The following is a 26,473-nucleotide window of genomic DNA, read 5'->3' as shown; positions in this document are numbered from 1 at the left end:
CCCGGGCTGCCGGGGGCGTGGGCGGCGGGTGGGGTCGGGGACGGGGCGCTGCGGATGACCGTGACCGTGAACGGGCGGGCGCACAGTGGGGTGCGGCCGCCTGCCGTACGGGTCGGGGCGCAGGTCGTGAAGCGGTACCGCCTCATGAACAGCGGGGAGGCCCATCTGTACGGGGTCCGGGTCGTCGATCCGGCGGTGCCCCCCGGGGCCGTGCGCTGCCCCGGGCGCACGCTCGCCGCGCTCGGGGAGCTGGAGTGCGTCGCCCGGTTCCCGGCGGCCGGCGGGGCACACCGGGCCACCGCGCGCGTCCAGGGCGACATCCCGTCGCTGCGGCGGCGGCTCACCGCGACCGCCCGCACCGGGTACACCGGGGTCGCCGGCGGCCTCCGCCTCACCGAGCGGGTCACGGTCCCGGGAGCGGGTGCGGGCTCGGGCGCGGGGCGGGGGCGGGGGCTGGGGGCGGGGGTGGTGTCGGGGTCGGGGTCGGTCAGCGTCTCGTACCTCGTGACCAATCGTGGCAACCGGGCCGTCCACGCGGTACGCGTCGGGGACCCGGGGCTGGGGCTTGCGCCCGGGGCCCTCGACTGCGGGGCGGGCAGCGGGACCGTCGCCGTACTCGCGCCCGGGGCCTCGGCCCGCTGTACGGCCGTCGTGCGGCGGCCGCCCGGCACCCACCGGAGCACCGGACTCGCCTCCGGCAGCGACCGGGTCACCACCTACGGGCCCGGCGGCGAGCGCCTCCGCGCTCCGACGCTCACCGCCCGGTCCTCGGCGGTGTTCACGCTTCCGCGACGCGCGAGCGTTGCGGCGCCCAAGGCGAATCGGCTGGGGAGCGGTGGGGCGTCGGGGGGCCGTGCCGTTCCAGGTGCTCCTGGGGGTGTGGGGGTTGCTGGGCCCATTGGAGCCACTGGAACGTCCGGGGCCTCTGGGCCCATTGGGGCCGCTGGGCCGTCTGGGCCCACTGGGCCGTCTGGGCCGTCTGGGGCCACTGGGCCCGCTGAAGTTGCCGGGGCTGCGGGGGCTCCCGCGATTCCGCGGGGTGCTGCGGGCGGTGCGGAGGCTGCGGCAGGTGCGGTCGTGGCTCCCGGGGGCGCGGGGGTCGCCGCCGGGGCCGTTCCCGTACCGGCTCCGCCTCCCCCTCCGCCGCCGGCACCGCCCGCCGTCGGGCCGGACGACACCCGACCCGTCGCCGGTGAGCGGACCGGCACCACCCCTACCCCCACCGCCCGCCGCGCCGCCGTCCTCGACAACGAGAGCTTCCTCGGGCGGCTGCGGCGTCGCGGCCGGGAGGCGCACGAGCTCGGGATCGTGATCACCCTGCTGCTGCTCCTGATCCCCGCCGCGATCGCCGCGGCCCTCCTCGGCAACCGGCGGGGCTGACCATGGCCCTGTTCGAGACGCTCGTCGTCGTCCTCGGCGTCGCGTTCGTCGCCGCCCTCGCCGTCGTCGCCAAGACCAGGCTCTTCCCGGTCGGCGACGACGAGGAACCGCGCGAGGACGTCGCCGAGTACATCGCCATGATGGTGTCGGTCCTCTACGCCGTCGTGCTCGGTCTCTGCCTGGTCTCCGTCTGGGACACCCGCTCCTCCGCCGCCGACCACGTCCAGGCCGAGGCGAGCGCCCTGCACCAGACGTACCTGCTCGCCGACGCGCTCCCCGCCGGCCATCGGCAGCCGCTGCGCGACGCCGCCCGCTCGTACGCGAACCACGTCGTCGGCGTCGAGTGGCCGGCGATGGCCGCCCGCGAGCCCCTCGACGCCTCCGGCTGGGCGATGCTCGAACAGCTGCGGCGCGCGAGCGAGGTGTCCGACTCCGACAAGGTGTCCGAGCACATCGCCGCTCAGGAGGTGCTCGCCCAGCTCGGTTACGTCGACGACGCGCGGCGCGGCCGGGAGGCGGCGGCGCAGGAGCGGCTCTCCCCGGTGCTGTGGACGGGCCTGATCATCGGCGGCGCACTGACGCTGGCGTTCATGTTCCTCTTCGGGATCAAGAGGAGCACGACCCATGTGGTGATGGTGATGGGCCTTTCCGGCTTCATCGCGTTCACGGTGCTGCTGATCCATCAGCTCGACTCGCCCTTCGGCGAGACGCTCGGCGCGACCCCGGACGCCTTCGTCCGCTATTTCTCGGCGTGAGCCGAGCGATCACGGGGCAGGCATATCCGCGTGAAATATCTCGTACGGGACAAGATCTTCGCGATCGGCGACGACTACTGGATCGAGGACGAGCAGGGCCGCCACGCCTTCCTCGTCGACGGCAAGGCCATGCGGCTGCGCGACACCCTGGAGCTGAAGGACCCCGACGGGCGGGTCCTCATCGCCCTGCGCCAGAAGATGTTCAGCCTCCGGGACGCGATGACGATCGAGCGGGACGACCGCCCCCTCGCGAGCATCCGCCGCAAACGGCTCTCGCTCCTGCGCAACCACTACCGGGTGACCCTCGTCGAGGGCACCGAACTGGACGTCAGCGGACGGATCCTGGACCGGGAGTTCACCGTCGAGTACGACGGCGAGCTCCTGGCCCACATCTCCCGGCAGTGGTTCCACGTCCGCGAGACGTACGCCGTGAACGTGGTCCGCGAGGACGCGGACGCGGCGCTGCTCGTCGGGGTGGCCGTGTGCGTGATCCGGATGGCGGAGCGGGAGCGCGAGGACTGACCGTTCCTCACATGGCCTTGCACGGCCTCACGCCGCGTACATGGCCTACATGGCCTTGGCCAGGGCCTGCTCCAGGTCCGTCCACAGGTCCTCGACGTGCTCGATGCCGACCGAGATCCGGACCGTGCCCGGCCCGATGCCCGCCGCCGCCAGGGCCTCGGCGTCGAGCTGGTGGTGCGAGGTGGAGGCCGGGTGCATCACCAGGGTCTTCACGTCGCCCAGGGAGACGCTCAGCGACGCCACCCGTACCGCCTCGACGAACGTCCGGCCCGCCTCCCGGCCGCCCGCGAGGTCGATCGAGATCACGCCGCCGCCCCCGTCCGGCAGCAGCCGCTCGGCGATCTCCCGGTCCGGGTGGCTCGCGAGGGCGGGGTGGCGGACGGCCGTGACCGCCGGGTGCGCTTCCAGCCGGGCGCCGAGCTCGGCGGCGTTCGCGCACTGGCGCGCGATGCGCAGCGACAGGGTCTGCATGCCGCGCAGGGTGAGCCAGGCGGCGAACGGGTCGGTGGACGCGCCCTGTTCGACCGTGTGGCGGCGGACGTCGCGGTGGAGGTCGGGGTCCTTGAAGACGGCGACGCCGCCGAGGACGTCGGCGTGGCCCGCGAGGTACTTGGTGGCGGAGTGCACGACGATGTCGGCGCCGTGGTGGAGGGGCCGGCACAGCAGCGGGGAGGCGAAGGTGTTGTCGACGACGACCGGCACCCCGGCCTCGCCCGCGACGGCGGCGAGCGCGGGCAGGTCGGAGACGCGGGTCGTCGGGTTGGCGATGGTCTCCAGGTAGAGGAGGCGGGTCTCGGGGCGCAGGGCCGCCCGCACCTCCTCCGGGTCCGTACCGGAGACGTAGGTGACGTCGACGCCCCAGCGCGTGGCGAGGTCGGTGAGCACCGCGTACGTACCGCCGTACAGGCAGGTCTGGGCGACGACATGGCCCCCGCTGCCGAGCAGGGCGTGCAGGACGCCGTTGACGGCGCCCATGCCGGAGGCGAAGGAGAGGGCGGCGGCCCCGCCTTCGAGGCGGGCCACGGCGTTCTCCAGGGTGCGGACGGTGGGGTTGCCGTGACGGCTGTACATGAACGCGTCGGGGGAGGTGAAGGCCTCGGCGAGGGCGTCGGCCGAGTCGAAGGCGAAGACGTGACCCTGGTGGAGGGGCACGCCGAGCGGCCTGCTGCCGGTGATCTCGACGTGGGGCGGGTGGACGGCGAGAGTCTCGGGGCGGATCCCCGGCTCGGAACGGATCCCCGGCTCGGGACGGATCCCCGCCTCGGGGCGGATCGTCTCGGGAGAGGGGAAGGCGGCTGCGGAGTCGGCGTGGCTCATGTGCCCAGTCTGTGGACCGGCCGTTTGCCTTCCCAGGTCCAATCCCGGCAGATTGGTTCGGCGATGGAGCCAATCAGTCTCTCCCCCGACACGATCGACGCGCTGGTCGCCCGGCTCGGCCGCTGGTCCGCCGGGCGCGGCCCGCTCTACCTCCTGCTCGCCGCCCGGCTGCGCCGGCTGATCGACGAGGGCGCGCTGCCGCCCGGCACGCGGCTGCCGCCGGACCGGCGGTTCGCGACGGCCCTCGCCGTGGGCCGTACGACGGTCGTCGCCGCCTACGACACCCTCCGCCAGGAGGGGCGGCTCGTACGCCGGCAGGGCAGCGGCACCCGGGTCGCCCGGGCGGCGCTCGCGCCGGAACGGCCCCGGGTGACCGAAACGTCGAACCCGCTCTTCCTGCACCTCCTGGAGGCGCCCGACGACGTGATCCTGCTGAGTTGCGCCGCGCCCTCGCAGCCGCCGCCCGAGCTGGCGGAGGCGTACCGCTCGCTCGTCCTGCCGGACGCGGACCTCGGCTACCACCCGGCCGGGCTCGGCGCGCTGCGGGCGGCGGTCGCCGCGCGGTACGCGGCGCGGGGCGTGCCGACCGGTCCGGAGCGGATCCTCGTCACCACCGGTGCCCAGCAGGGCCTTTCGCTCCTCACCCGGCTGCTGCTCGCGCCCGGCGACGGGGTGCTGGTGGAGGCGCCGACGTACCCGGGGGCGCTCGACCTCTTCCGGGAGGCGGCGGCCGTGCCGCTGCCGGTGGCGGTGGGCCCCGACGGTGTGGACGTGGCGGATGCGGTACGGGTGATGGAACGTCACCGTCCGGCCCTGGCCTATGTCGTGCCCCGCTTCCAGAACCCCACCGGGACGGTCCTGCCGCCGCTCGCCGGCCGCCGGCTCGTCGAGGCGGCGAACGCGCTGGGCGTGCCGCTCGTCGACGACGAGGTCCTCGCCGACCTCGCCTTCACTCCCGGTGAAGGGGAGCCGTCGCTCTCCTCCTACGGCGAGGTGATCGCGGTCGGGTCGCTGAGCAAGGTCGTGTGGGGCGGGCTGCGGATCGGCTGGGTACGGGGTCCGGCGCCGCTGATCGCCCGCCTCGCCCGGCTCAAGGCCCTCCACGACCTGGGCAGCGACCTCCCGTCCCAACTCGCCGCGACCCGCCTCCTCGACGACTTCGCCCCGGTCCTGGCCGCCCGCACGGCGGCGGTACGGGCGGGGCACGACCACCTCAGGGCCGAGCTCGCCCGGCGGCTGCCGTCCTGGTCCTGCGCGCCGGCGACCGGCGGCCAGACCCTGTGGGTGCGGCTCCCGCACGGCGACGGCGTCTCCTTCGCCCAACTCGCCCTCCGGCACGGCGTCGGCGTCCTCCCGGGCGCCACGACGGACGCCCTCGGCGGCAGCCTCCGCCACCTCCGACTCCACTTCCTCGCACCGCCCGAGGTCCTCACGGAGGCGGTACGGAGACTGGCGGCGGCCTGGACGGAGTACGCCCCGGACCCGGAGGCGGAGCGCGCGTCCCTCCATGCGATCGTCGTCTGACGACCGAGGCACATCTGACGACCGAGGCATATCAGGGGGCGCCATGCACACCGCCGTCACACCGTTCGCGCTGCGCCCGTGGCGCGAGGGCAAGGGGTACGAGCGGAGGGCCGGCTGGCGCGGCGCCTCCGCCGAGTTCGGCGAGATCACCGTGGAGGCGCCGCTGCGGCAGACCGTGCAGGAGGTCGTCGTCTCGGAGCTGCGGGGCGGTCTGCTCCCGCCGGCGTCGTACGAGGCGCGGGGCATCCACACGGAGACGATCCGGCTGCCCACCCTGAACCGCGCGACCCTCCGCGTCGGCGACGCCCACGTCTCCATGACCCGCAACCGGCTCGGCGCGACGGCCCGTCAGCGGGCGCTCCAGCTCCGGTACGGCGGCGACCACTACCGCCTGTGGGCGCGGGACCGGCGTTCCTGGACGCTGGAGCGCGCCGCGGACGCCGAGGACCCGGGGGTCACCGTGTCGGTCCGCGGGGCGGGGCGCGGGAGCCGGCGACGTCTCGACGTCACGGTGTCGGGCCGGGCGGGCGCCGCGGACGTGTCCCTGGCGCTGATCTTCGCCGGGGTGGACCGCGCGGCGCTCACCCGGGGCGGTGCGGTCCGCGCGGGCTTCTCCCGCGTCGGCCGGCTGTGGGCGGAGGCGCAGGCCTAGGCCCGAGTGGTCCCGCCGGGCTGGAGGAGAGAGGCTGGAAGTGAGCGCGTCCGGGTGTCGAGGGTGCGTACCGAACGGAGCGCCTGCCCGGTCGGAAAGGCCGCGTCATGCGCATGCTGCTGAAGGTCCAGATGGACACCCAGGCCTCCAACGAGGCCATCAAGCAGGGCACCCTGCAGAAGATCGTGGAGAAGGCCATGGCGGAGCTCCGACCCGAGGCCGCCTACTTCACGGCCCAGGACGGCTGTAGGACCGCCTTCATCTTCTTCGACCTGGCCGACCCGTCCCAGATGCCGAAGATCTCGGAGCCCTTCTTCCTCCAACTCGGCGCCAAGATCTCCTACACGCCGGTCATGAACGGGGAGGACCTGAGCAAGGGCCTCGCCGCGCTCACGCCCGACAGCTGACCGCCCGACCGCCCGGCCGCCTCAGGCGCGGCGGACGCGCGGCGCCGCGATGCCCAGGACGCGGTCCTTGAGCGCCGGGAACTGCTCGCGCGTCGTCGTCACCTTCGCCGGGTCGAGGACGACCCGCAGGATCTCCTCGTCCGGGCCCGCCTCCGCGAGGACCTCGCCCCACGGGTCGACGACGATCGAGTGCCCGGCCTGTTCGACGCCCGCATGGGTGCCGGCGGTCCCGCAGGCGAGGACGTACGCCTGGTTCTCGACCGCCCGCGCCCGGGCGAGGAGCGTCCAGTGCTCGCGGCGGCGCGCCGGCCAGCCGGCGGGGACGACGAACGCCTGGGCGCCCGCGTCGACGAGACCGCGGAAGAGCTCGGGGAAGCGCAGGTCGTAGCAGGTGCCGACGCCGAGCGTGAGGTGCGGCAGGTCGACGGTGACCAGGTCCTCCCCGGCGGCCATCATCACCGCCTCGCCCTTGTCGAAGCCGAAGCGGTGGATCTTGCGGTAGGAGGCGGCGAGTTCGCCGTCGGGGGAGAGGACGAGCGAGGTGTTGTAGAGGGCGCCGCCCTCCGCCTCGACGAACGATCCGGCGTGCAGCCAGACCCCGGCGTCCCGCGCGGCATCCGCCATCGCCCGGTGCGTGGGGCCGTTCAGCGGCTCGGCCTCGGCGGCGAACTGCTCGTACGCGAAGGCCCCCATGGGCCACAGCTCGGGGAGGACGACGAGGTCGGCGTGGCCGGATTCCTCCCGTACGAGACGGGCCACGCGGGCCCGTCGGGCGTCGACCGGTTCGTCCGGGTCTACCGCGATCTGGATCAGCGAGGCGCGCACACTACCACCGTCCTGGCATTCGAGCCGTCAACACCGGCCTACGATCGTCACACGAAAGCACTGCCGGGGTGCCTTCGGGCAGCGTAACTTAGCGTCCGAGCCTCCCACCCAGTCGTGTTTTCAGCCCGCGCACCGAAGAACCGCCGAGGGGTCCCGTGACCGTCCATCCCAGCCTCCAGAACTACGCCGACGCCTGGACCCATTCCATCGAGGCGATAGCCGAGCTGGTGCAGCCGCTCGTGGAGGGCGAGTGGAACCGGCCGACCCCGTGCATCGGCTGGTCGGTACGGGACATCGTCTCCCACGTCATCGGCATGGAGACGGAGATGCTGGGCGACCCGCGCCCGATCCACTCCCTGCCGCGCGATCTGTACCACGTACGCAGTGACTTCGCCCGCTACATGGAAGTCCAGGTCGATGTGCGACGGCACCACACCGCGCCGGAGATGACCTCGGAGCTGGAGTACATCCTCATCCGCAGGGCCCGCCAGCTCCGCAACGAGAACCGCTCCCCCGACCACCTGATCCGCGCCCCCCTCGGCGCCGAGCAGTCCCTCGAACTGGCCTACCGGATGCGCGCCTTCGACGTGTGGGTGCACGAGCAGGACCTGCGGGTCGCGCTCGGCGTGCCGGGCAACCTGGACTCGGCCGGCGCGCACATCACCCGGGACGTGCTCCTGGAGGCACTGCCGAAGGTGGTCGCCAAGGACGCCGGGGCGCCCGCCTCCTCGGCGGTGGTGCTCGACGTGACCGGTCCGGTGGAGTTCCTGCGGACGGTGCGGGTCGACGCGGAGGGCCGGGGGACGGTCGACGGGGCGCCCTCGCTGGGCCCGGCGGTGACGCTCGCGACGGACTGGGAGACGTTCGTACGGCTCGCCTGCGGTCGCGTCCGGCCGGCCGACGTCGCCGACCGGGTCAAGGCGGAGGGCGACGAGGACCTGGCGCGCGCGATCCTCGACAACTTCGCGGTGACGCCCCGCTAGAACGGCTTCACGCCGGTACGTGCACGGCCTCCACGCGGCTCGCGACGAGCCGCTCCCGCTCCCTGCGGTGGGTGCGGGCCTTGAGGCGCAGGATCTGCACGATGCCGAACGCCTCCAGGACGAAGACGGACGAGAACGCGATCCGGTAGTCGCCACCGGTCGCGTCGAGCAGCACGCCGACGGCGAGCAGCGTCGTCATCGAGGCGACGAAACCGCCCATGTTGACGATGCCCGAGGCGGTGCCCTGACGCTCCGGCGGATTGGCCGGGCGCGCGAAGTCGAAGCCGATCATCGAGGCCGGTCCGCAGGACCCGAGGACCAGACAGAGGGTGATCAGCAGCCACATCGGGGCGTGGTCACCGGGGTACGCGAGGGTGGCCCCCCACAGCAGCGCGGTGGCCGCGACCGTACCGAGGGCGAGCGGGAGGCGGGCGTTGTGGTGGCGGGCGATGATCTGCCCGTACGCGAGGCCGACGACCATGTTCGAGAGGACGACGAGGGTCAGCAGCTCGCCCGCCGTGCCGCGGGACAGTCCCTGCGCCTCGACGAGGTACGGCAGCCCCCACAGCAACAGGAACACCATGGCCGGGAACTGGGTCGTGAAGTGGACCCACATGCCGAGCCGGGTGCCGGGCTCCCGCCACGACTCCGCGATCTGGCGGCGGACGAAGGCGGCGCCCGCGTGCCGGACAGGCTCGGGCTCGTACCCCTCGGGGTGGTCCTTGAGGAAGAGCAGCAGCAGGACGAGGACGAGGACACCCGCGAGCGAGCTGCCGACGAAGGTGGTCGTCCAGCCGAGGCCGTGCAGGGCGCGGGCGATGAAGATGGTCGAGACGAGGTTGCCGGCCATGCCGAAGAGCGCGGCGACCTGGCCGATGAGCGGGCCGCGGCGGGCGGGGAACCAGCGGCTGCCGAGCCGCAGGACGCTGATGAAGGTCATGGCGTCGCCGCAGCCGAGGAGCGCGCGGGAGGCGAGCGCCGTGCCGTAGGTGGGCGAGAGCGCGAAGCCCAGCTGGCCGAGGGTGAAGAGCAGGACTCCGAGGGTCAGGACCTTCTTGGTGCCGAGCCGGTCGACCATGAGCCCGACGGGTATCTGCATGCCCGCGTAGACGAGCAGCTGGAGTATGGAGAAGGTGGAGAGCGCGGAGGCGTTGACGTCGAAGCGGTCGGCGGCGTCGAGTCCGGCGACGCCCAGGGACGTGCGGAAGATGATGGCGACGAAGTAGACGGCGACGCCCACGCCCCAGACGAGGGCGGCCCGGCGGCCGCCGGGCGGGTCGCCGGGGAGGGTGACGGCGGAGCCGTACCCGTTCCCGTTCCGGTTCCCGTTCCCTGTCCGGTTCCCGTTCCCTGTCCGGTTCCTGTTCCCTTTTGCGTTCCCCTTCCCGCTTCGGTTCGCGTTCCGGCCGCGGCGGGCCCGTCCCTTCCCCTTGTCGGGGTTCACCGGTCCTCACCCCGGACCAGGACCTTGACCCAGGTGAGGTGCTGGCGGACGCAGTGGGCCGCGCCCTCCACGTCGCCGGCGCGGATCCGGTCGAGGATCTCGGCGTGCTCGGCGATGTTCTTGGCGATCCGGTCGGGCTGGGACTGCATCACGGCGACGCCCATGCGGAGCTGACGGTCGCGGAGCTGGTCGTAGAGGCGGGCGAGGATCTGATTGCCGGCGTGACGGACGATCTCGGCGTGGAAGCAGCGGTCGGTGATCGCGACCTCGGCGAGGTCCCCGGCCTCGGCGCGCTGCTTCTGCTCCTCCAGGAGCTCTTCGAGCCGCTCGATCAGCGCGGCGGACGCGGGCACGGCCCGGCGGACCGCGAACTCCTCGACGAGCAGCCGGGTCTCGACGACGTCGGCGATCTCCTGCGCGGAGACGGCCAGGACGAGGGCGCCCTTCTTCGGGTAGAGCTTGATCAGCCCTTCCATCTCCAGCTTGAGCAGCGCCTCGCGGACGGGGGTCCGCGACACCCCCACCGCCAGCGCGAGCTCCCCCTCGGTGAGCAGGGTGCCGCCCTCGTAACGACGGTCGAGCACCGCCTGCTTGACGTGCATGTAGACGCGGTCTGCGGCTGGGGGTGCGGATGCCATGCGTACAGCTTAGATACAACAGAGGTGCAACAGGAGTCGTCGTCCAGGATGCGGACGGAGGCCCTTAGATCCGGAAGTCGTAGTAGCCCTCGCCGCCGACCAGGACGGAGGTGAAACACATGGGGAGACCGCCGGGTCCGCGCGGCACCTCCTGCGAGGTGCGGCGTGTGAAGCCGAGTGACAGACCGGCCACGAACGGGTCCTCGCCGGCGCCGTCGTGGACGCGCCACCCCTGACCCGCGAGGACGTCGAAGATGGCGTCGGCGGGCGTACGGAAGACGTCCTGCCCGTGGAGGAGCACGCGCGTGGGCGTCTCCTTCCCCTCGCCCGGCCACCACAACTCGACGGCCGTGACGGTGTCCTCCTCCTCAAGGAGCACCTCGACGCCCACGCCCGCGCAGGACGTGGAGAGGGAGGCGCGCCGCGTCCCGGGACGGAGCCGGATCCGGGGCTCGCCCCAAGGCGTCGCGGCGGCCTCCGCCTCGTCGAGGTTCATGCCCAGGCGTATGGGCCCGGCGCCGTGCGGCGGTTCGAGGTGGAGGTCCATGCCCTCTACCCAAACATCCGGTGGCGGCAGATGCCACCACCGGATGTCGTCACCGGATGTTTCACGTGAAACGGGCGAACCCGCCTACCTCATCAGGGAGATCACGCCCAGGTGATGAGCCGCTTCGGCTGCTCCAGGATCGCGGCAATGTCCGCGAGGAACTTCGAGCCGAGCTCGCCGTCGACCAGGCGGTGGTCGAAGGACAGCGCCAGGGTCGTGACCTGACGTGCCTTCACCTTGCCCTTGTGGACCCACGGCTGGAGCTTGATCGCACCGACCGCGAGGATCGCGGCCTCGCCCGGGTTCAGGATCGGCGTACCGGTGTCGACGCCGAAGACGCCGACGTTGGTGATCGTGAAGGTGCCGCCCTGCATGGCTGCCGGAGTCGTCTTGCCCTCGCGGGCGGTGGAGACCAGCTCGCCCAGGGACTTCGACAGCTCGGGCAGGGTCTGCGCGTGCGCGTCCTTGATGTTCGGCACGATCAGACCGCGCGGGGTGGCCGCGGCGATGCCCAGGTTCACGTACCGCTTGAGCACGATCTCCTGCGCCGCCTCGTCCCAGGCCGCGTTGATGTCCGGGTTTCGCTTCACCGCGACCAGCACGGCCTTCGCGACGAGGAGCAGCGGATTGACCCGCAGGCCCGCCATGTCCTTGTCGGACTTCAGCTCCTCGACCAGCTTCATCGTCCGCGTGATGTCGAACGTCACGAACTCCGTGACGTGCGGCGCCGTGAACGCCGAACCGACCATCGCGGCCGCCGTCGCCTTCCGCACACCCTTGATGGGGATACGGGTCTCCCGGGCCTCCGACGACACCTCGGCCGCCGCGACGGGAGCCGGCGCCTGGGCCGGAGCCGGGACCGGGACCTGAGCCGGAGTGGCCACGGGAGCCGGGGCCTCGACGACCGGCGCGGGAGCGGGAGCCGCCGCCGCGTGGACGTCCTCGCGGGTGATGATGCCGTCCGGGCCGGTCGGGGTGACCGTCGCCAGATCGACGCCGAGGTCCTTCGCGAGCTTGCGGACCGGCGGCTTGGCCAGCGGGCGGGCTCCGGCCGGCGCGTGCCCGTTGAGCTGCTCCGGTACGGAGACGGCGACGGGCGACGCCTGGACCGGGGCGGCCGGGGAGGCCGGGGCGGTGCCCGCGGGGGCCTTGCGCGCCCGCCGCTTGGTGGAGCTGGCGGCCACGCCGTAGCCGACGAGGACCGGCTGGCGGCCCTTGGGCTCGTCGTCCTCGGCCTCCGGGGCGGCGGGGGCCGCCACCACCGGGACGGCCTCGGCCACCGGAGCCTCGGGCGCGTCCCCGCCGCCCACGTTCACCGAGATGATGACCTGGCCGACGTCGACCGTCGTCCCCTCGGGGAAGCGCAGCTCGTGCACGGTCCCGTCGAAGGGGATCGGCAGTTCGACGGCGGCCTTGGCCGTCTCGACCTCGCACACGACCTGTCCGTCGGTGACCGTGTCGCCGACCTGGACGTACCACTTGAGGATCTCGGCCTCGGTGAGGCCCTCGCCCACATCGGGCATCTTGAATTCGCGGATCGTCACGGTGCTCTCCTCAGTACGCCAGCGAGCGGTCGACGGCGTCGAGCACGCGATCAAGACCCGGCAGGTACTCCTCTTCCAGGCGCGCCGGCGGATACGGCGCGTGGTAGCCGCCGACCCGCAGGACGGGGGCCTCCAGGTGGTAGAAGCAGCGCTCGGTGATCCGGGCGGCGATCTCCGCACCGGAGCCGAAGAACACCGGCGCCTCGTGGACGACGACCAAGCGGCGGGTCTTCTCGACCGAGGCCTGAATGGTGTCGAAGTCGATCGGGGAGATCGAGCGGAGGTCCACGACCTCGATCGACTTGCCCTCCTCGGCGGCGGCCTCGGCCACCTCCAGGCAGGTCTTCACCATCGGGCCGTAGGCCACCAGGGTGAGGTCCGTGCCCTCGCGGGCGACCCGTGCCTTGTGGAGCTCGCCGGGGATGGCCTCGGTGTCGACCTCGCCCTTGTCCCAGTAGCGGCGCTTGGGCTCGAAGAAGATGACCGGGTCGTCGCTCTGGATGGCCTGCTGGAGCATCCAGTACGCGTCGGAGGAGTTCGCCGGGGTGACGACCTTGAGGCCCGCGACGTGCGCGAAGAGCGACTCGGGGGACTCGGAGTGGTGCTCGACGGCGCCGATGCCGCCGCCGTACGGGATGCGGATGACGACAGGCATCTTCACGGTGCCGAGCGAACGGGCCCGGATCTTCGCCAGCTGGGTGACGATCTGGTCGTACGCCGGGAAGACGAAACCGTCGAACTGGATCTCCACGACCGGCCGGTAGCCGCGCAGCGCGAGGCCGATCGCGGTGCCGACGATGCCGGACTCGGCGAGCGGGGTGTCGATGATCCGGTCCTCGCCGAAGTCCTTCTGCAGACCTTCGGTGATCCGGAAGACACCGCCGAGCTTGCCGACGTCCAGGCCCATGACGAGGACCTTGGGGTCGGTCTCCAGGGCCTTGCGCAGCGACTCGTTGAGCGCCTTCGCGAGGGGAAGCTTCTGAACAGCCATGATTACTCGGCCTCTCCGTTCGCGAAGGACGCCTGGTACGCGGCGAACTCCGCGCGCTCCTCGTCGACGAGCGCGTGCCCGTCCGCGTACACGTTGTCGAAGATCGCCATGTGCTCCGGGACGGGCATGGCGCGCACGACCTCGCGGACCTGCTTGCCGAGGGCTTCGCTCTCCGCCTCCAGCTCCTCGAAGAAGGCCGCGTCGGCGTGGCCCTCGTTCTCCATGTACGTCTTGAGGCGCTGGATCGGGTCCTTCGCCTCCCAGGCCTCGCGCTCCTCGTCCCGGCGGTACTTCGTCGGGTCGTCGGAGGTGGTGTGGGCGGCCATGCGGTAGGTGAACGCCTCGATGAGCGTCGGGCCCTCGCCGTTGCGGGCGCGCTCGAGCGCCCAGCGGGTCACGGCCAGGCACGCGAGGACGTCGTTGCCGTCGACGCGGACGCCGGGGAAGCCGAAGCCGGCGGCGCGCTGGTAGAGCGGGACGCGGGTCTGCTTCTCGGTGGGCTCGGAAATGGCCCACTGGTTGTTCTGGCAGAAGAACACGACCGGGGCGTTGTAGACCGCGGAAAAGACGAACGACTCGTTGACGTCGCCCTGGCTCGAGGCGCCGTCGCCGAAGTACGCGAGCACGGCGGAATCCGCGCCGTCCTTGGCGATACCCATGGCATAGCCCGTGGCGTGCAGGGTCTGCGAGCCGAGGACGATCGTGTACAGGTGGAAATTGTTGGTGCTGGGATCCCAGCCGCCGTGGTTCACACCACGGAACATTCCCAGCAGGTTCGTGGGGTCGACCCCACGGACCCAGGCGACGCCGTGCTCGCGGTAGGTCGGGAAGACGTAGTCGTCGTCCCGCAGGGCGCGGCCGGAGCCGATCTGCGCGGCCTCCTGGCCGAGCAGGGAGGCCCACAGGCCCAGTTCGCCCTGGCGCTGGAGGGACGTGGCCTCGGCATCGAAGCGACGGGTGAGGACCATGTCGCGGTAGAGACCGCGCAGCTCCTCGGCGCTCAAGTCGATGTCGTAGTCGGGGTGCTGGACGCGCTCTCCTTCGGGCGTCAGCAGCTGGACGAGCTCGGGCTCCGTCGCTACCGCTTCGGCGCGCGTGCTCGTCTTCTTGGTGGTGCTCGTGCTCGCGCTTGCGGTGCGCTTGGTGCCGCTGCTGCGTCGCGTCGTCTTGCGCGCTGCAGTGCTCTCCACGGTCACGTGCGTGCTCCTCCGTCGGTCCGGCCCCCGGGTTCGCCGGGCAGGCCAGTGCGGCTCCGCCTTCTCCGTGCCTTCGCACGGGGTGGGTGCGACGCGGCCGGGGTCGGGCGTGACAGGTGTCCCGGTGAGCGCCGTCATAGGCACGTTACCCATAGTGCGCCATTCCTGCGAAACCCCACTTGACCTGCGATTTTGCTTGGATTTCCAAGTAAATCGAGAAAAGGGGGACTCTGCCCTGGTCAGCGCATGGACAACGGCCCGACGCCGTCGTCGGAACAAGCGGCACGGTATCCCGCGCACCCCGGGCGCGGGAAGAGCCAATATGTGAGACTGACTGGGTGCGCGAAGAAGGAAAAATCCGGGTATTTCTGCTGGACGACCACGAAGTCGTCCGGCGCGGCGTCCACGAGCTGCTCTCCGTGGAAGACGACATCGAGGTGGTCGGCGAGGCCGGGACGGCGGCAGACGCGCTGGTCAGGATCCCTGCGACCCGCCCCGACGTCGCCGTGCTCGATGTCCGGCTGCCGGACGGCAGCGGGGTGGAGGTGTGCCGTGAGATCCGTTCGCAGGACGAGAGCATCACATGCCTGATGCTCACCTCGTACGCCGATGACGAGGCGCTGTTCGACGCGATCATGGCCGGGGCCTCGGGATACGTCCTCAAGGCCATCCGGGGCAACGAGCTGCTGAACGCCGTGCGGGACGTGGCGGCAGGCAAGTCGCTGCTCGACCCGGTGGCGACCGCCCGCGTCCTGGAGCGGCTGCGCGACGGCAACAACCCGAAGGGCGACGACAAGCTCGCCAACCTGACCGACCAGGAGCGCAAGATCCTGGACCTGATCGGCGAGGGCCTGACCAATCGAGTCATCGGCGAGCGGCTCCATCTTGCGGAGAAGACCATCAAGAACTACGTCTCCAGCCTGCTGTCGAAGCTGGGCATGGAGCGGCGTTCGCAGGCCGCGGCGTACGTGGCACGGCTCCAGGCCGAGCGCCACTGAGGCCCGCGCGGCCCCTGGCCTGCCCGTGCGTCACCCGTACGGAGCAGCCCGGGGCCGACGGCCCGGATTCGGGACCTACGTCCCCGTGAAGGCGGGGCAGGGGCCCCTTTTCCGACACGCTGCCGGTGGCGGAGAGTGGAAGCCATGTCCACCGAGGAGATCCGCGCCATCGAATTGCTCGGCCGAGTGTCGTACGGCCGGGTGGCGACGAGCATGCGAGCGATGCCGTTCGTCGCGCCCGCCCGGCACATCGTGACCGACGGACGCGTCATGATCCGAATGCACAGAGGACTCGGCTACCACCGGGCCTGCAATGGCAGCGTCGTCGCGTACGGCGCGGACAACTTCAACACCGGGGCCGAGAAGATCTGGTCCGTGCAGTTCACGGGCACGGCGGAGATCGTCGAGCCGACCGAGGAGCAGCTCGGGGCGTTCGGGCCCGAGCCGCGGGCCGTGGACGACGAGCCCTTCGAACCGGTCTACATGCGGATCGAACCGCAGTTCGTGACCGTGCACGAGCTCGACTACTCGGCCGGGGACGCCGCCGGGCCGGCCGGCCGCCCCGTCGAGCTGCACTCCATGGACCACTCCACGGAGCGGCCCGTGGACCATTCCCTGGAGCGACATCTCCACCACGTAGCGTGATCTAACATTTGGGGAGTGCCGCGCTCATCTGCAACCCTCGCTCCGCCCGTCGGCGCCCTCCTTCGCCGCTACGCGGCCGCGGGCGAGCCCCTCGCCTGCGAACCCGTCACCCAGGGCCTGCTCAACCGCGGCTACCGCCTCTCCACCACGCGCGGCACCTACTTCCTCAAGCAGCACCTGGACGCCCCCACCGCCGACCGCGCCACCATCGTCCGGCAGCACCGCGCCACCCAGCGCCTGCACGCCCTTGGCCTGCCGGTCGCCCCACCTCTCGCCGACAGCCGGGGCCGTACGGTCGCGGTCATCGACGGCCTCTGCTACGCCCTCCATCCATGGATCGACGGCCGGCACCGCGACGGCACCCAGCTCTCCACCGGCGGCTCCCGCCGCCTCGGCGCGCTCCTGGGGCACGTCCACACCTGTCTGGAACGGGTCATGGAGTCCCCGCCGCCGGGGGACGACCACGAGAGCGCCCGCCCCGAGGACACCTTCCGTGCCATCGAGGAACTGATCGGCCTCGCCCGCGCGCACCGGCCCCACGACAGTTTCGACGCGCTCGCCGAGCACCGGCTGCGGGAGCGCCGCCGGCTGCTCGCCCAGCACGCCCACCACCGGCCGCCGCCGGCCGCCGCGTCCGGCTGGGTGCACGGCGACTTCCACCCGCTGAACCTGCTCTACCGGGGCGCGGAGCCGGCCGCGATCGTCGACTGGGACCGCCTCGGGGTCCGCCCGCGGGCCGAAGAGGCGGTCAGGGCGGCCGCCATCTTCTTCGTACGGCCCGGGGGCGAGCTGGCCCTGGAGAAGGTGCGGGCGTACGCGCGGGCGTACCGGCGGGCGACGGGCGCCGACGGTGCCGAGCTGGCCGCGGCGGCGCACCGGGTGTGGTGGGAGCGGCTCAACGACTTCTGGACGCTGCGCTGGCGCTACCAGCTGCACGACCGAAGGGCCGACCCGCAGTTTCCCGCGGTGTCGGCCCTGGCGGTCTGGTGGACCCGGGAGTACGACGCCGTGCGTGACGCCTTCGCCGGCTGAGCGGGCGGGAGGCGGGGCGCAGGCGGCTTCCGGCGGGTCAGCCGGTGGCGGTGGAACCGCCCGTCGGCGGGGTGTCGCCGTCGCCGCCGTCGTCGGTGGGATCGCCGGTCGGGTCGACCGGCGGCTCCGTGGTGCCCGTCGGGTCCGTCGGCGGCGCCGTCGTCGTCTCCGTCGGCGTCGTCTCGGTGGTCGTCGGCTCGGTGGCCGTCGGCTCCGTCGGCGTCGGCTCGGTCGTCGGCGGCTGCGTGGTCGTCGGCTGCGTGACCGGCGGCTCCTGCGTCCACGGCGGCTGTGTGGCGCCGCCCCCGGTCGACGTGTCCGGGTCCCGCGTCTGCTCCTCCTCGGTGGAGGGCTCCTCGGAGGGGGTGGGCTCCTCGGAGGGCGTCGACGGCGAGTTGCTGACGGTCGTCGGGATCGGCGTCACCTTCTCGCCGCCCTTCTTGCTCGCCGCGTCGATGGCGTACACGACACCCGCGACGACCGCGACCAGCGCGAGCGCCACGAAGAGGATCAGCTTGCCGCGGCCGCCCCGGCCGCCGCCGTTCGAGCCGTACGCCCCGTCCTGGCCGTAGCCGCCGGTGCCGCCCGTGCCGCCGTCGTAGCCGTACCCGCCGACGGCCCCGTCGTCCGGGTTCATCTGCGGAAGGATCCGGCCCTGCGCGGTCTCCCCGTGCATCGGGTGACCCATCGCGGTCGTCGCCGCCATGCCGCCGCCGGGCGTGTGCCCGCCGTCGTGCATGTCGACGGGACCGGTGTTCCACGCGCCGGTGTGGCCGCCCAGCTGCTGCAGCATCTGCAGGCCGTACTGGATGAGCCCGCGCATCTCCTCCGCGCTCTGGAACCGGTCGTCCGGGTCCTTCGCGAGGGAACGCATCACCAGGCCGTCGAGCTCCGGCGGCACGCCGGGAGTCACCTCGGACGGCGGGACCGGCGCGTCCTGCACGTGCTGGTACACGACGGAGAGCGGCGTCTCACCCGTGAAGGGGGGCCGCAGCGCGAGCAGCTCGTAGAGCAGGCAGCCCGTCGCGTACAGGTCGGAGCGGTGGTCGACCGCCTTGCCGAGCGCCTGCTCGGGGGAGAGGTACTGCGGGGTGCCCATGACCATGCCGGTCTGCGTCATCGTCGACTGCGCGCCGTGCAGGGCGCGGGCGATGCCGAAGTCCATGACCTTCACGGCGCCGCTGTGCGTGATGATGACGTTCGCCGGCTTGATGTCGCGGTGCACGATGCCGTGCTGGTGCGAGTAGGCCAGCGCCTCGAGGACACCCGAGACGATGATGAGCGCCTGCTCGGGCCCCGGCGCGTCGGCGCTGATCAGCAGGTCACGGATGGTGCGGCCCTCGACCAGCTCCATCACGATGTACGGCACGGGCCGGCCGCCCACGAGGTCCTCGCCGGAGTCGTACACGGCGACGATGGCGTGGTGGTTGAGCCCCGCGACCGACTGCGCCTCACGGGTGAAGCGCGCCTTCGAGACCGGGTCCTCGGCGAGATCGGCGCGGAGGAGCTTCACCGCCACCGTGCGCCCGAGGCGCACGTCCTCCGCGGCGAAGACCTCGGCCATGCCGCCGCGGCCGAGGCGGTGCGTCAGCCGGTACCGTCCGTCGCCGACGACACCACCGACGCCCCACGATTCCGCGTCCGAGGACGGCACACCGCCACCTGTTCCGGATTCGGGTGCCATCAGTCCTCGCCGTCGTCTGTCGTGCCGTGTCCAGTCGTCACGCTACAGGCTCCGTACGACATCACGGTCCGCGGTTGACCGGCCATCCAATCCCGTCCACGTACACCTGTGCAAATTCGACGGGTTTCCGCGGACACTTCGGGAACGCTTCGAGGACACGTCCTGTGCGGAGGGTCACGGAACGGGCACGCGGCTTGACGTGTCGGTGCCCTGGGGCAGACTTGGCCAGGAAATTCCGGAATTCGACGCCGCCACGCGCGCGTAATGGGGGAAGCACAGATGAGCCAGGACGGCGCACAGGGCCGCTATGCGGGCGGTTCGGTAGCGGGCGGCCGGTACCAGCTGCGCGATCTCCTCGGCGAGGGCGGCATGGCGTCGGTGTACCTGGCCTACGACAGCGCCCTCGACCGACAGGTCGCGATCAAGACGCTGCACACGGAGCTCGGCCGCGAGGCGTCGTTCCGCGAGCGGTTCCGGCGCGAGGCGCAGGCCGTCGCGAAGCTGTCGCACACGAACATCGTCTCGGTCTTCGACACCGGCGAGGACACCCTCGACGGCGCCGTCATGCCGTACATCGTCATGGAGTACGTGGAGGGGCAGCCGCTCGGCTCGGTCCTCGCCTCCGACGTCCGGCAGTACGGCGCGATGCCCGCCGACAAGGCGCTCAAGGTCACGGCCGACGTGCTGGCCGCCCTGGAGGTCAGCCACGAGATGGGCCTGGTCCACCGGGACATCAAGCCGGGCAACGTGATGACGACCAAGCGCGGCGTGGTCAAGGTCATGGACTTCGGCATCGCCCGGGCGATGCAGTCCGGCGTCACGTCGATGACGCAGACCGGCATGGTCGTCGGCACCCCTCAGTACCTCTCCCCCGAGCAGGCCCTCGGCCGCGCGGTGGACGCCCGCTCCGACCTCTATTCGGTCGGCATCATGCTCTTCCAGCTGCTGACGGGCCGTCTCCCCTTCGACGCCGACTCGCCGCTCGCGATCGCGTACGCGCACGTACAGGAGGAGCCGGTCGCCCCGTCCTCCGTCAACCGCGCGGTGACGCCGGCGATGGACGCGCTCGTCGCCCGGGCGCTGCGGAAGAACCCGAACGAGCGGTTCCCGAGCGCCGCGGCCATGCGCGACGAGTGCCTGCGGGTGCTCGCGGCCGGTCAGACCGGCGCCCCGATGATCGTCCAGGGCGGTCCGGTCAGCAGCGGCTCGGGCGTCGGCTCGGCGGTCTTCCCGCCGGTCGGCCAGACCCCGCCGCCGCAGCCGCAGCCCGGCCCGCACGGCGTACAGCAGCCGTACCTGCCGCCGACGCCGCAGCCGGGACCGTACGGCCCCGCGACGCCCGCGCCCGGCCCGTCGTACGGCTACCCGCAGCAGGCCCCGACGCCCGCGCCGGTCTACCAGACCGCGCCGACCCCCTCGCCGTACGCCACGGGCCCGATGCACGCGCCGGCGCCCGCTCCCATGGCGACGGGCGGCGGCTCCCGCCGGAACACCCCGGTGCTCGTGGGCGCCGTCGTCGCCGTCCTCCTCGCGGTCGGCGGACTGATCGTGGTGCTCGACAAGGAGGACGACCCGGGCAAGGAGGCCGGCGGCACGGGCGGCACCACCGGCGGCACGGAGCAGACCCAGACGGCGGCACCCGGCCACAAGGGTCCCGACCTGACCAAGACCATCGACGTGAAGAAGTGCACCCAGCCGTCGGAGTCGAGCGACGACCCCGCCAAGTTCGAGGTTCCCAACTTCACGTACAAGAACATCCAGTCGGTGAAGGACTGCGCCCGGGCGGCCGGGTGGAAGATCATGACCCAGACCCCCGTGGACGAGGCGACGTACGGCGAGGGCACGGTCCTGGAGCAGTACCCGCCGGCCGGCGAGGACATCACGGCCGACGACGCCGAGTTCACCCTCAAGATCTCGACGGGCAATCCGCCGCAGTAGGAGGGACGGCCGGTGGGAACGGCCGTCCCCTTTTCCTCCCCTGACGTCCACCACCCCCGTCCCGGATGCCGGAAGTGTCCCGGCATGTGACGCTGAGTCGACACCTTGGCGGCTCGGTACGGGAGGGGGTCACCCGGTGACTCCAGCACTGCGCAGAGCACGGGCACGGGCCCTCGGCCCCGCGCTCGCCTGCACGTTCGCCTGCGCGTTCGCCCTGTGTGCCGCGCCCCTCGCGTACGGGGCGGAGGCCCCCGGCGGTACGCGGGTGGCCGCGCCGACCACGCCCCCCGCGTCACCCCCGCCGACCACCCCGACCGGGCCCTCCAGACCGTCCGTGCCGCCTGCCACGGGGACGACACCCTCCTCCTCCACGACGCCCCCCGGGGTCCCGCCGCCCTCCACCCCTGGCCCCGGGACGGGAACCGGAACCGCGTCCGGAAGCGGGTCCGCGTCCCCCGGGCGCACCGGCAGCCCCGGCACACCCGTCCCGCCGGCGCCCGCGCCGACCGGCACCGCGCCGCCCTCGCCCTCCACCACCGCCCCGTCCTCTCCCGCCGCGCCGAGCTCCACGCCCACCGACGCCCCCGCCCCCAGCGACGCCACCTCCCTGGCGGGCCGACCGGCCGGAGAGGGCCACCCGCGACCCGGCCGCTCCGAGACGCCGCCCGCCGCCCCGCCGGGCGCCGACCCGCCGTCGGCCGACCCCTCTCGTACCAGGACGGCAACAGACTCCGACCCGTACGAGGCCGCCGAGGAGGACGTCGAAGCGGTACGCGAGGAGGACGAGGCGCTGACCGAGGTGGCGCCCGCGACCCGGCCCGCCGCCGCGCCCGGGACGGCGGCCGAGGCCGCGCCCACCCTGGTCGACCAGCGGATTCCCGTGCTCACCCTGGGTGTGGGGATGGCGCTGATGGGGCTCGGCATCGGTTTCCTGGGGCTCCGTATGCGCCGCCGCTGAGCCGCTCGGCCCGCCGGGTCCCCCTTGAGTCGGACTCTCGCCTTCCGTCTCAGGACGGTTGTCGGCCACGACATACCCGGTATACATACTGAGTATGTCGATCCGTCATGGGCTGCTCGCCCTTCTCGAACGTGGCCCTCGCTACGGCTCCCAGCTCCGTACGGAGTTCGAGTCCCGCACCGGCTCCACCTGGCCGCTCAACGTCGGCCAGGTCTATACGACGCTGAGCCGTCTGGAGCGCGACGGCATGGTCGCGCAGGGGGGCCAGGACGAGGCGGGGCACGCGCTCTACACGATCACGGACGCCGGTCTCGCCGAGCTCAGGACCTGGTTCGAGAAGCCGGTGGACCGCACCAGCCCCGCCCGTGACGAGCTGGCCATCAAGCTCGCCATGGCGGTGGGTGCGCCCTGCGTCGACATCCGCGACGTCATCCAGTCCCAGCGCCGGCACACCGTGAAGGCGATGCAGGACTACACCCGGCTCAAGGCCCAGGCGCTCGTCGCCGTCGAGAACGGGGGCGCGCGGGAACGGGACGACGTGGCCTGGCTGCTCGTCCTGGAGCAGCTGATCTTCCAGACCGAGGCCGAGGCGCGGTGGCTGGACCACTGCGAGGCCCGGCTGATCCGCCTGTCGTCGACAACGGCTTCCGCATCCGCATCCGCATCCCCGCCGGTATCGACACCGACACCGACACCGGCTTCGGCTTCGGCTTCGGCTTCGGCTTCGGCCGATGCGAACACGACCACCCCGGCATCGGCTTCGGGCGGGGCGCGCTGACCGCACGGTCGCACCCCACCCCGTACCGCTGTCGCACCACCTTCCACCGCTCGCTCCGTACCGGCCGAACGCCGCGTACGTCCAAGGGGGACCCCTCCATGTCCACACAGCAGCCCGTGCTGCAGCTCCAGAACCTGACCCGTGTCCACGGCTCGGGCGCCACCGAGGTGCACGCCCTGCGCGGTATCGACCTCGCCGTGTACCCCGGCGAACTCGTCGCCGTCATGGGCCCGTCCGGCTCCGGCAAGTCCACGCTCCTCACCATCGCGGGCGGCCTGGACACCCCGACCTCCGGTCATGTGATCGTCGAGGACACCGACATCACCACCGCGAGCGTCAAGGAGCTCGCCGCCCTGCGCCGCCGCAGCATCGGGTACGTCTTCCAGGACTACAACCTCATCCCGGCGCTGACCGCCGCCGAGAACGTCGCCCTGCCGCGCGAGCTCGACGGCACCTCCGCCCGCAAGGCTCGCGTCGAGGCCCTGGCCGCCCTGGAGGAGATGGGGCTCGGCCACCTCGCCGACCGCTTCCCCGACGAGATGTCCGGCGGCCAGCAGCAGCGCGTGGCCATCGCCCGCGCCCTCGTCGGCGACCGCCGCCTCGTCCTCGCCGACGAGCCGACCGGCGCCCTCGACTCCGAGACCGGCGAGTCCGTGCTCGCCCTGCTCCGCTCCCGCTGCGACGCGGGCGCCGCCGGCGTCCTGGTCACCCACGAGCCGCGGTTCGCCGCCTGGGCCGACCGGGTCGTGTTCCTGCGGGACGGCGCGATCGTCGACCAGACCGTGCGCAGCGAGGCCGACTCCCTCCTCTCGGGCCAGGTGGCGGAGGCGTGAAGACCTGGTTCCACTCCTGGCGGGCCGCGATCCGCATCGCCCGCCGCGACGCCTGGCGCTCCAAGGGCCGCAGCGCCCTCGTCCTGGCGATGATCGCCCTGCCCATCCTGGGTGTCAGTGCCCTCGATCTGACCTACCGCAGCTCCGAACTGTCCCCCACGGAACGGGCGGACAGATCGATGGGCACGGCGGACGCGATATTCCGGGACGCCCACGCCGAGGGCGTTCCGATCCTCCAGGACCCGCCGGGCGAGATGCACACGCCGGTCAAGGACTACAAGGACGAGCCGTGGCCGAACGGCCCCACCGACGTCACCAAGGCGATCCCGGCGGGTTCCACGATCGTCACGGACCGCTCCGGCAGTGCCAAGCTGACGACGTCCCACGGTCTGCTCTCCGCCGAGGTGCGTGAGCTGAAGGCGTCCGACCCGATCACCCGCGGCATCACGACCCTCCTCTCGGGGCGTTTCCCGGAGAAGAACGACGAGGTCATGGCGACCTCGCACTTCCTGGAGGTCAGCGGTCTGTCGGTCGGCTCGACCCTTTCCGCCCGCAACTTCGACCGTACGTATCGGATCGTCGGCTCCTACGAACTTCCCGACGCGCTCGCCGTCCCCCAGGTCAACGCACTGCCGGGTGCCTTCCTCACCCCGTACGCGAAGGCTGTCGAGAAGTCCGGCATGCCCACCCCCGACACCTCCACCTCGTATCTGGTGAAGAAGTCCGGTGGTTTCACGTGGAACACGGTCCAGCAGATCAACGCCAAGGGCGTGGTCGTCACTTCGCGTGCCGTCATGATCGACCCGCCCGCCGAGTCCGAGGTGCCGCTCTTCCAGAAGGAGGGCTGGGGAAGCTTCGACTCCAGCCCGGCGGCCGACGCCGCCGCTCTCGCCGCCGTCGCCACCGTCGTCGGCCTGGCGATGCTGGAGATCTGTCTCCTGGCCGGACCCGCGTTCGCGGTCGGCGCCCGCCGCTCGCGCCGCCAGCTCGGTCTGGTCGGGGCCAACGGCGGTGCCCGCAGCCACATTCGGGCCATCGTGCTGAGCGGCGGTCTCGTCATCGGCGTCGCCGCGGCCGTCGTCGGCACGGTCCTCGCCGTGATCCTCACGCTGGCGCTGCAGCCGGTCCTCGAGGACATGATGAACCAGCGGTTCGGCGCCTTCGACGTGCGGCCGCTGGAGCTGCTCGGGATCGCGCTGCTCGCCGTCCTGACCGGTCTGCTCGCCGCCATCGTCCCGGCGATCACTGCCTCCCGGCAGACCGTCCTCGCCTCGCTCACGGGCCGGCGCGGCGTCCGCCGCAGCAGCCGTGTCCTGCCCCTGATCGGCCTCGCGGCCATCCTGCTGGGCGGCGCGATCGCGCTCTTCGGCTCGATCGCCACCGAGTCGGTCGTCATCGTGGGCGGCGGCTCCGCCATCGCCGAGCTGGGCGTCGTCGCCATGACCCCGGCCCTGGTGGGGCTCTTCGGTCGCACCGGGCGCTGGCTGCCGCTCTCCCCGCGGCTCGCGCTGCGGGACGCCGTCCGGAACCGGGGGCGTACGGCACCCGCCGTCGCCGCCGTCCTCGCCGCCGTCGCGGGCACGGTCGCCGTCTCCACCTTCATGGCCAGCAGCGAGGCACAGCAGAAGGCCGCGTACGAGGCCCGGCTGCCGCACGGGGCGGTCTCCGCCTTCGTCCTGGAGGAGGGCGGCCGGGACGTCCCCGCGGTCCGCGAGGCGATCCAGCGCTACCTCCCCGTCGACGTCCGCGCCGACGTCGAGCGGGTCTCGGTCGGCAAGCCCGGCTGCGCCCCCTGGGGCGGCGGCGGGGCGGGCTGCGGCCGCTACGAGGTCGTGCTTCCCAAGGCACACGAGTGCCCGCTGTACGCCACCTCCCTGCCCGGCGGCGTCGACCCCAGCGAGAAGTACACGCCCGAACAGCGGCGGAAGCTGATCACCGAGGACTGGCGGTGCGACCAGTCCTCCCGCGGCGGCTGGATGTCCGTCGACGGCGGTCTGCTCGTCGGTGACGCGAAGGTCCTCCAGGTTCTCGGCGTCGACGACCCGGGCGCCGTGAAGGCCCTCGCCGAAGGAAAGATCGTCAGCTTCTCCCGGGCCGAGATCGACAAGAACGGCACCGTCGGCATCAAGCAGGTCACCGACATCGCCGCCGCCGACAAGGCTTCCGAGAAGGGCCTGCCCGCGCCGGGGAAGGTCAGCTCCGTCCCTGCCTATCTGGTACCCAAGGGGCAGAAGTCCTACGGCGTCCAGTTGCTGATGACCCCGGCCACCGCGAAGGCCGCCGGACTCTCCACCCTGCCGGCCGGTGCGTACTTCAGCACCGAGCGGATGCCGGACACCGAGGCGCGCCAGAAGCTCGACGGCGAGCTCGCCAAGCTCGGCAGCAACGCCGAGCTGCACGTCGAGGAGGGCTTCGTCAACGAGGACAGCCTCTTCGTGATCGCGCTGGCCGTCTTCGCCGGCCTCGTCACCATCGGCGCCGCCGGTATCGCCACCGGGCTCGCCCAGGCCGACGCCGAGGCCGATCTGAAGACGCTCGCCGCCGTGGGCGCCCCGCCCCGGGTCCGCCGTACGCTCAGCGGCTTCCAGTGCGGAGTCGTCGCGGCGATGGGCGTGGTCCTCGGATCGGCAGCCGGCGTACTGCCCGCGATCGGGCTCCGGCTCACCGAGGCACGCGAGGCGACCAACTTCTACGAGCAGGCCATCGCTCAGGGTTGGGACAACGGCCTTTCGGGCCCGCCGTACGTGCCGATCGTCATCCCCTGGGAGACGCTGGCCGGGCTGCTCGTCGCCGTACCGCTCGGCGCCGCGCTCCTCGCCGCCCTGGTGACCCGCTCGCGCGGCGCCGTGGCCCGGCGCGCGGCGACCTGACAGACCCGGCCC

At 72.4% G+C, this 26,473-nt stretch carries 23 protein-coding genes and 1 pseudogene; 15 read left to right on the top strand and 9 right to left on the bottom strand.

All coding sequences use genetic code 11. The features are described from left to right. Nucleotides 1-1,077 precede the first annotated feature (1,077 nt). The 3 genes from ACIBG6_RS18600 to ACIBG6_RS18590 are packed head-to-tail and all read left to right on the top strand — an operon-like array spanning nt 1,078 to nt 2,657. Nucleotides 1,078-1,380: a hypothetical protein gene (locus ACIBG6_RS18600; protein WP_399223652.1), complete on the top strand. Its 303-nt coding sequence runs from the start codon at nt 1,078-1,080 to the stop codon at nt 1,378-1,380. A gap of 2 nt (nt 1,381-1,382) precedes the next feature. Further along, complete coding sequence (locus tag ACIBG6_RS18595) at nt 1,383-2,135, top strand: hypothetical protein (protein ID WP_399223650.1); 753 nt, start codon at nt 1,383-1,385, stop codon at nt 2,133-2,135. Nucleotides 2,136-2,165: 30 nt separating this feature from the next. Then, a complete protein-coding gene (locus tag ACIBG6_RS18590; protein WP_399223649.1) occupies nt 2,166-2,657 on the top strand; it encodes an LURP-one-related/scramblase family protein in 492 nt (163 codons plus the stop codon). Between the two features lie 45 nt (nt 2,658-2,702). Here ACIBG6_RS18590 and ACIBG6_RS18585 read toward each other — a convergent pair whose 3' ends face one another. Further along, the gene (locus ACIBG6_RS18585; RefSeq protein WP_399223648.1) at nt 2,703-3,974 is read right to left on the bottom strand and encodes a trans-sulfuration enzyme family protein; all 1,272 of its coding nucleotides are present in this window, start codon (nt 3,972-3,974) and stop codon (nt 2,703-2,705) included. Nucleotides 3,975-4,037: 63 nt separating this feature from the next. Between ACIBG6_RS18585 and ACIBG6_RS18580 the strand changes: the two genes are divergently transcribed. From ACIBG6_RS18580 to ACIBG6_RS18570, 3 genes are all read left to right on the top strand, one after another. Then, nucleotides 4,038-5,498, top strand: a complete 1,461-nt coding sequence (locus ACIBG6_RS18580; RefSeq protein ID WP_399223646.1) for a PLP-dependent aminotransferase family protein — start codon at nt 4,038-4,040, stop codon at nt 5,496-5,498. Between the two features lie 43 nt (nt 5,499-5,541). Beyond that, nucleotides 5,542-6,150 (top strand): hypothetical protein, encoded by a 609-nt coding sequence (locus ACIBG6_RS18575; RefSeq protein ID WP_399223645.1) that lies wholly within the window; start codon nt 5,542-5,544, stop codon nt 6,148-6,150. Nucleotides 6,151-6,257: 107 nt separating this feature from the next. Beyond that, nucleotides 6,258-6,557, top strand: a complete 300-nt coding sequence (locus ACIBG6_RS18570) for a hypothetical protein (protein ID WP_329622409.1) — start codon at nt 6,258-6,260, stop codon at nt 6,555-6,557. Nucleotides 6,558-6,578: 21 nt separating this feature from the next. Here the strand turns inward: ACIBG6_RS18570 and ACIBG6_RS18565 are convergent, their stop codons facing one another. Then, entirely contained in the window at nt 6,579-7,382 is an 804-nt protein-coding gene (locus ACIBG6_RS18565; RefSeq protein WP_399223644.1) for a carbon-nitrogen family hydrolase, read from the bottom strand. A 155-nt stretch (nt 7,383-7,537) separates the two neighbouring features. Between ACIBG6_RS18565 and ACIBG6_RS18560 the strand changes: the two genes are divergently transcribed. Next, nucleotides 7,538-8,365, top strand: a complete 828-nt coding sequence (locus ACIBG6_RS18560; RefSeq protein WP_399223643.1) for a maleylpyruvate isomerase family mycothiol-dependent enzyme — start codon at nt 7,538-7,540, stop codon at nt 8,363-8,365. A 7-nt stretch (nt 8,366-8,372) separates the two neighbouring features. Here ACIBG6_RS18560 and ACIBG6_RS18555 read toward each other — a convergent pair. The 6 genes and pseudogenes from ACIBG6_RS18555 to pdhA all read right to left on the bottom strand — a co-directional run. Beyond that, nucleotides 8,373-9,656: pseudogene (locus ACIBG6_RS18555) on the bottom strand (nitrate/nitrite transporter); the annotation flags it as partial. A 149-nt stretch (nt 9,657-9,805) separates the two neighbouring features. Continuing rightward, on the bottom strand, nt 9,806-10,447 hold the full coding sequence (locus ACIBG6_RS18550; RefSeq protein WP_399223642.1) for a GntR family transcriptional regulator: 642 nt from the start codon (nt 10,445-10,447) through the stop codon (nt 9,806-9,808). A 64-nt stretch (nt 10,448-10,511) separates the two neighbouring features. Continuing rightward, a complete protein-coding gene (locus ACIBG6_RS18545; RefSeq protein WP_399223641.1) occupies nt 10,512-10,994 on the bottom strand; it encodes a hypothetical protein in 483 nt (160 codons plus the stop codon). A gap of 101 nt (nt 10,995-11,095) precedes the next feature. Next, nucleotides 11,096-12,517 (bottom strand): dihydrolipoamide acetyltransferase family protein, encoded by a 1,422-nt coding sequence (locus ACIBG6_RS18540; protein ID WP_399224012.1) that lies wholly within the window; start codon nt 12,515-12,517, stop codon nt 11,096-11,098. 31 nt (nt 12,518-12,548) lie between these two features. Then, nucleotides 12,549-13,529, bottom strand: a complete 981-nt coding sequence (locus tag ACIBG6_RS18535) for an alpha-ketoacid dehydrogenase subunit beta (protein WP_399223640.1) — start codon at nt 13,527-13,529, stop codon at nt 12,549-12,551. A 2-nt stretch (nt 13,530-13,531) separates the two neighbouring features. Continuing rightward, entirely contained in the window at nt 13,532-14,725 is a 1,194-nt protein-coding gene (pdhA, locus tag ACIBG6_RS18530) for a pyruvate dehydrogenase (acetyl-transferring) E1 component subunit alpha (protein WP_329622403.1), read from the bottom strand. Nucleotides 14,726-15,063: 338 nt separating this feature from the next. Between pdhA and ACIBG6_RS18525 the strand changes: the two genes are divergently transcribed. The 3 genes from ACIBG6_RS18525 to ACIBG6_RS18515 all read left to right on the top strand — a co-directional run bounded on the left by ACIBG6_RS18525 (nt 15,064) and on the right by ACIBG6_RS18515 (nt 17,400). After that, the gene (locus ACIBG6_RS18525) at nt 15,064-15,723 is read left to right on the top strand and encodes a response regulator (protein WP_399223639.1); all 660 of its coding nucleotides are present in this window, start codon (nt 15,064-15,066) and stop codon (nt 15,721-15,723) included. Between the two features lie 144 nt (nt 15,724-15,867). Beyond that, nucleotides 15,868-16,368, top strand: a complete 501-nt coding sequence (locus tag ACIBG6_RS18520) for a pyridoxamine 5'-phosphate oxidase family protein (RefSeq protein WP_399223638.1) — start codon at nt 15,868-15,870, stop codon at nt 16,366-16,368. Between the two features lie 15 nt (nt 16,369-16,383). Then, a complete protein-coding gene (locus ACIBG6_RS18515) occupies nt 16,384-17,400 on the top strand; it encodes a phosphotransferase (protein WP_399223637.1) in 1,017 nt (338 codons plus the stop codon). A gap of 37 nt (nt 17,401-17,437) precedes the next feature. Here the strand turns inward: ACIBG6_RS18515 and ACIBG6_RS18510 are convergent, their stop codons facing one another. Then, the gene (locus tag ACIBG6_RS18510) at nt 17,438-19,084 is read right to left on the bottom strand and encodes a protein kinase (RefSeq protein ID WP_399223636.1); all 1,647 of its coding nucleotides are present in this window, start codon (nt 19,082-19,084) and stop codon (nt 17,438-17,440) included. 279 nt (nt 19,085-19,363) lie between these two features. Between ACIBG6_RS18510 and ACIBG6_RS18505 the strand changes: the two genes are divergently transcribed. From ACIBG6_RS18505 to ACIBG6_RS18485, 5 genes are all read left to right on the top strand, one after another. Beyond that, the gene (locus ACIBG6_RS18505; RefSeq protein ID WP_399223635.1) at nt 19,364-21,022 is read left to right on the top strand and encodes a protein kinase; all 1,659 of its coding nucleotides are present in this window, start codon (nt 19,364-19,366) and stop codon (nt 21,020-21,022) included. A 136-nt stretch (nt 21,023-21,158) separates the two neighbouring features. After that, nucleotides 21,159-21,980 (top strand): hypothetical protein, encoded by an 822-nt coding sequence (locus ACIBG6_RS18500; RefSeq protein WP_399223634.1) that lies wholly within the window; start codon nt 21,159-21,161, stop codon nt 21,978-21,980. Between the two features lie 94 nt (nt 21,981-22,074). Next, entirely contained in the window at nt 22,075-22,758 is a 684-nt protein-coding gene (locus ACIBG6_RS18495) for a PadR family transcriptional regulator (RefSeq protein WP_399223633.1), read from the top strand. Nucleotides 22,759-22,856: 98 nt separating this feature from the next. Further along, nucleotides 22,857-23,591: an ABC transporter ATP-binding protein gene (locus tag ACIBG6_RS18490; protein ID WP_024760337.1), complete on the top strand. Its 735-nt coding sequence runs from the start codon at nt 22,857-22,859 to the stop codon at nt 23,589-23,591. Continuing rightward, complete coding sequence (locus ACIBG6_RS18485) at nt 23,588-26,461, top strand: FtsX-like permease family protein (RefSeq protein WP_399223632.1); 2,874 nt, start codon at nt 23,588-23,590, stop codon at nt 26,459-26,461. The genes ACIBG6_RS18490 and ACIBG6_RS18485 overlap by 4 nt, the downstream gene beginning before the upstream one ends. The last annotated feature ends 12 nt before the right edge of the window (nt 26,462-26,473 follow it).

The sequence above is a fragment of the Streptomyces sp. NPDC050842 genome (assembly GCF_044456565.1).
Lineage (GTDB): Bacteria > Actinomycetota > Actinomycetes > Streptomycetales > Streptomycetaceae > Streptomyces.
The sequence above is the reverse complement of the archived record's forward strand: the minus strand, read 5'-3'. Positions and strand labels throughout refer to the sequence as shown.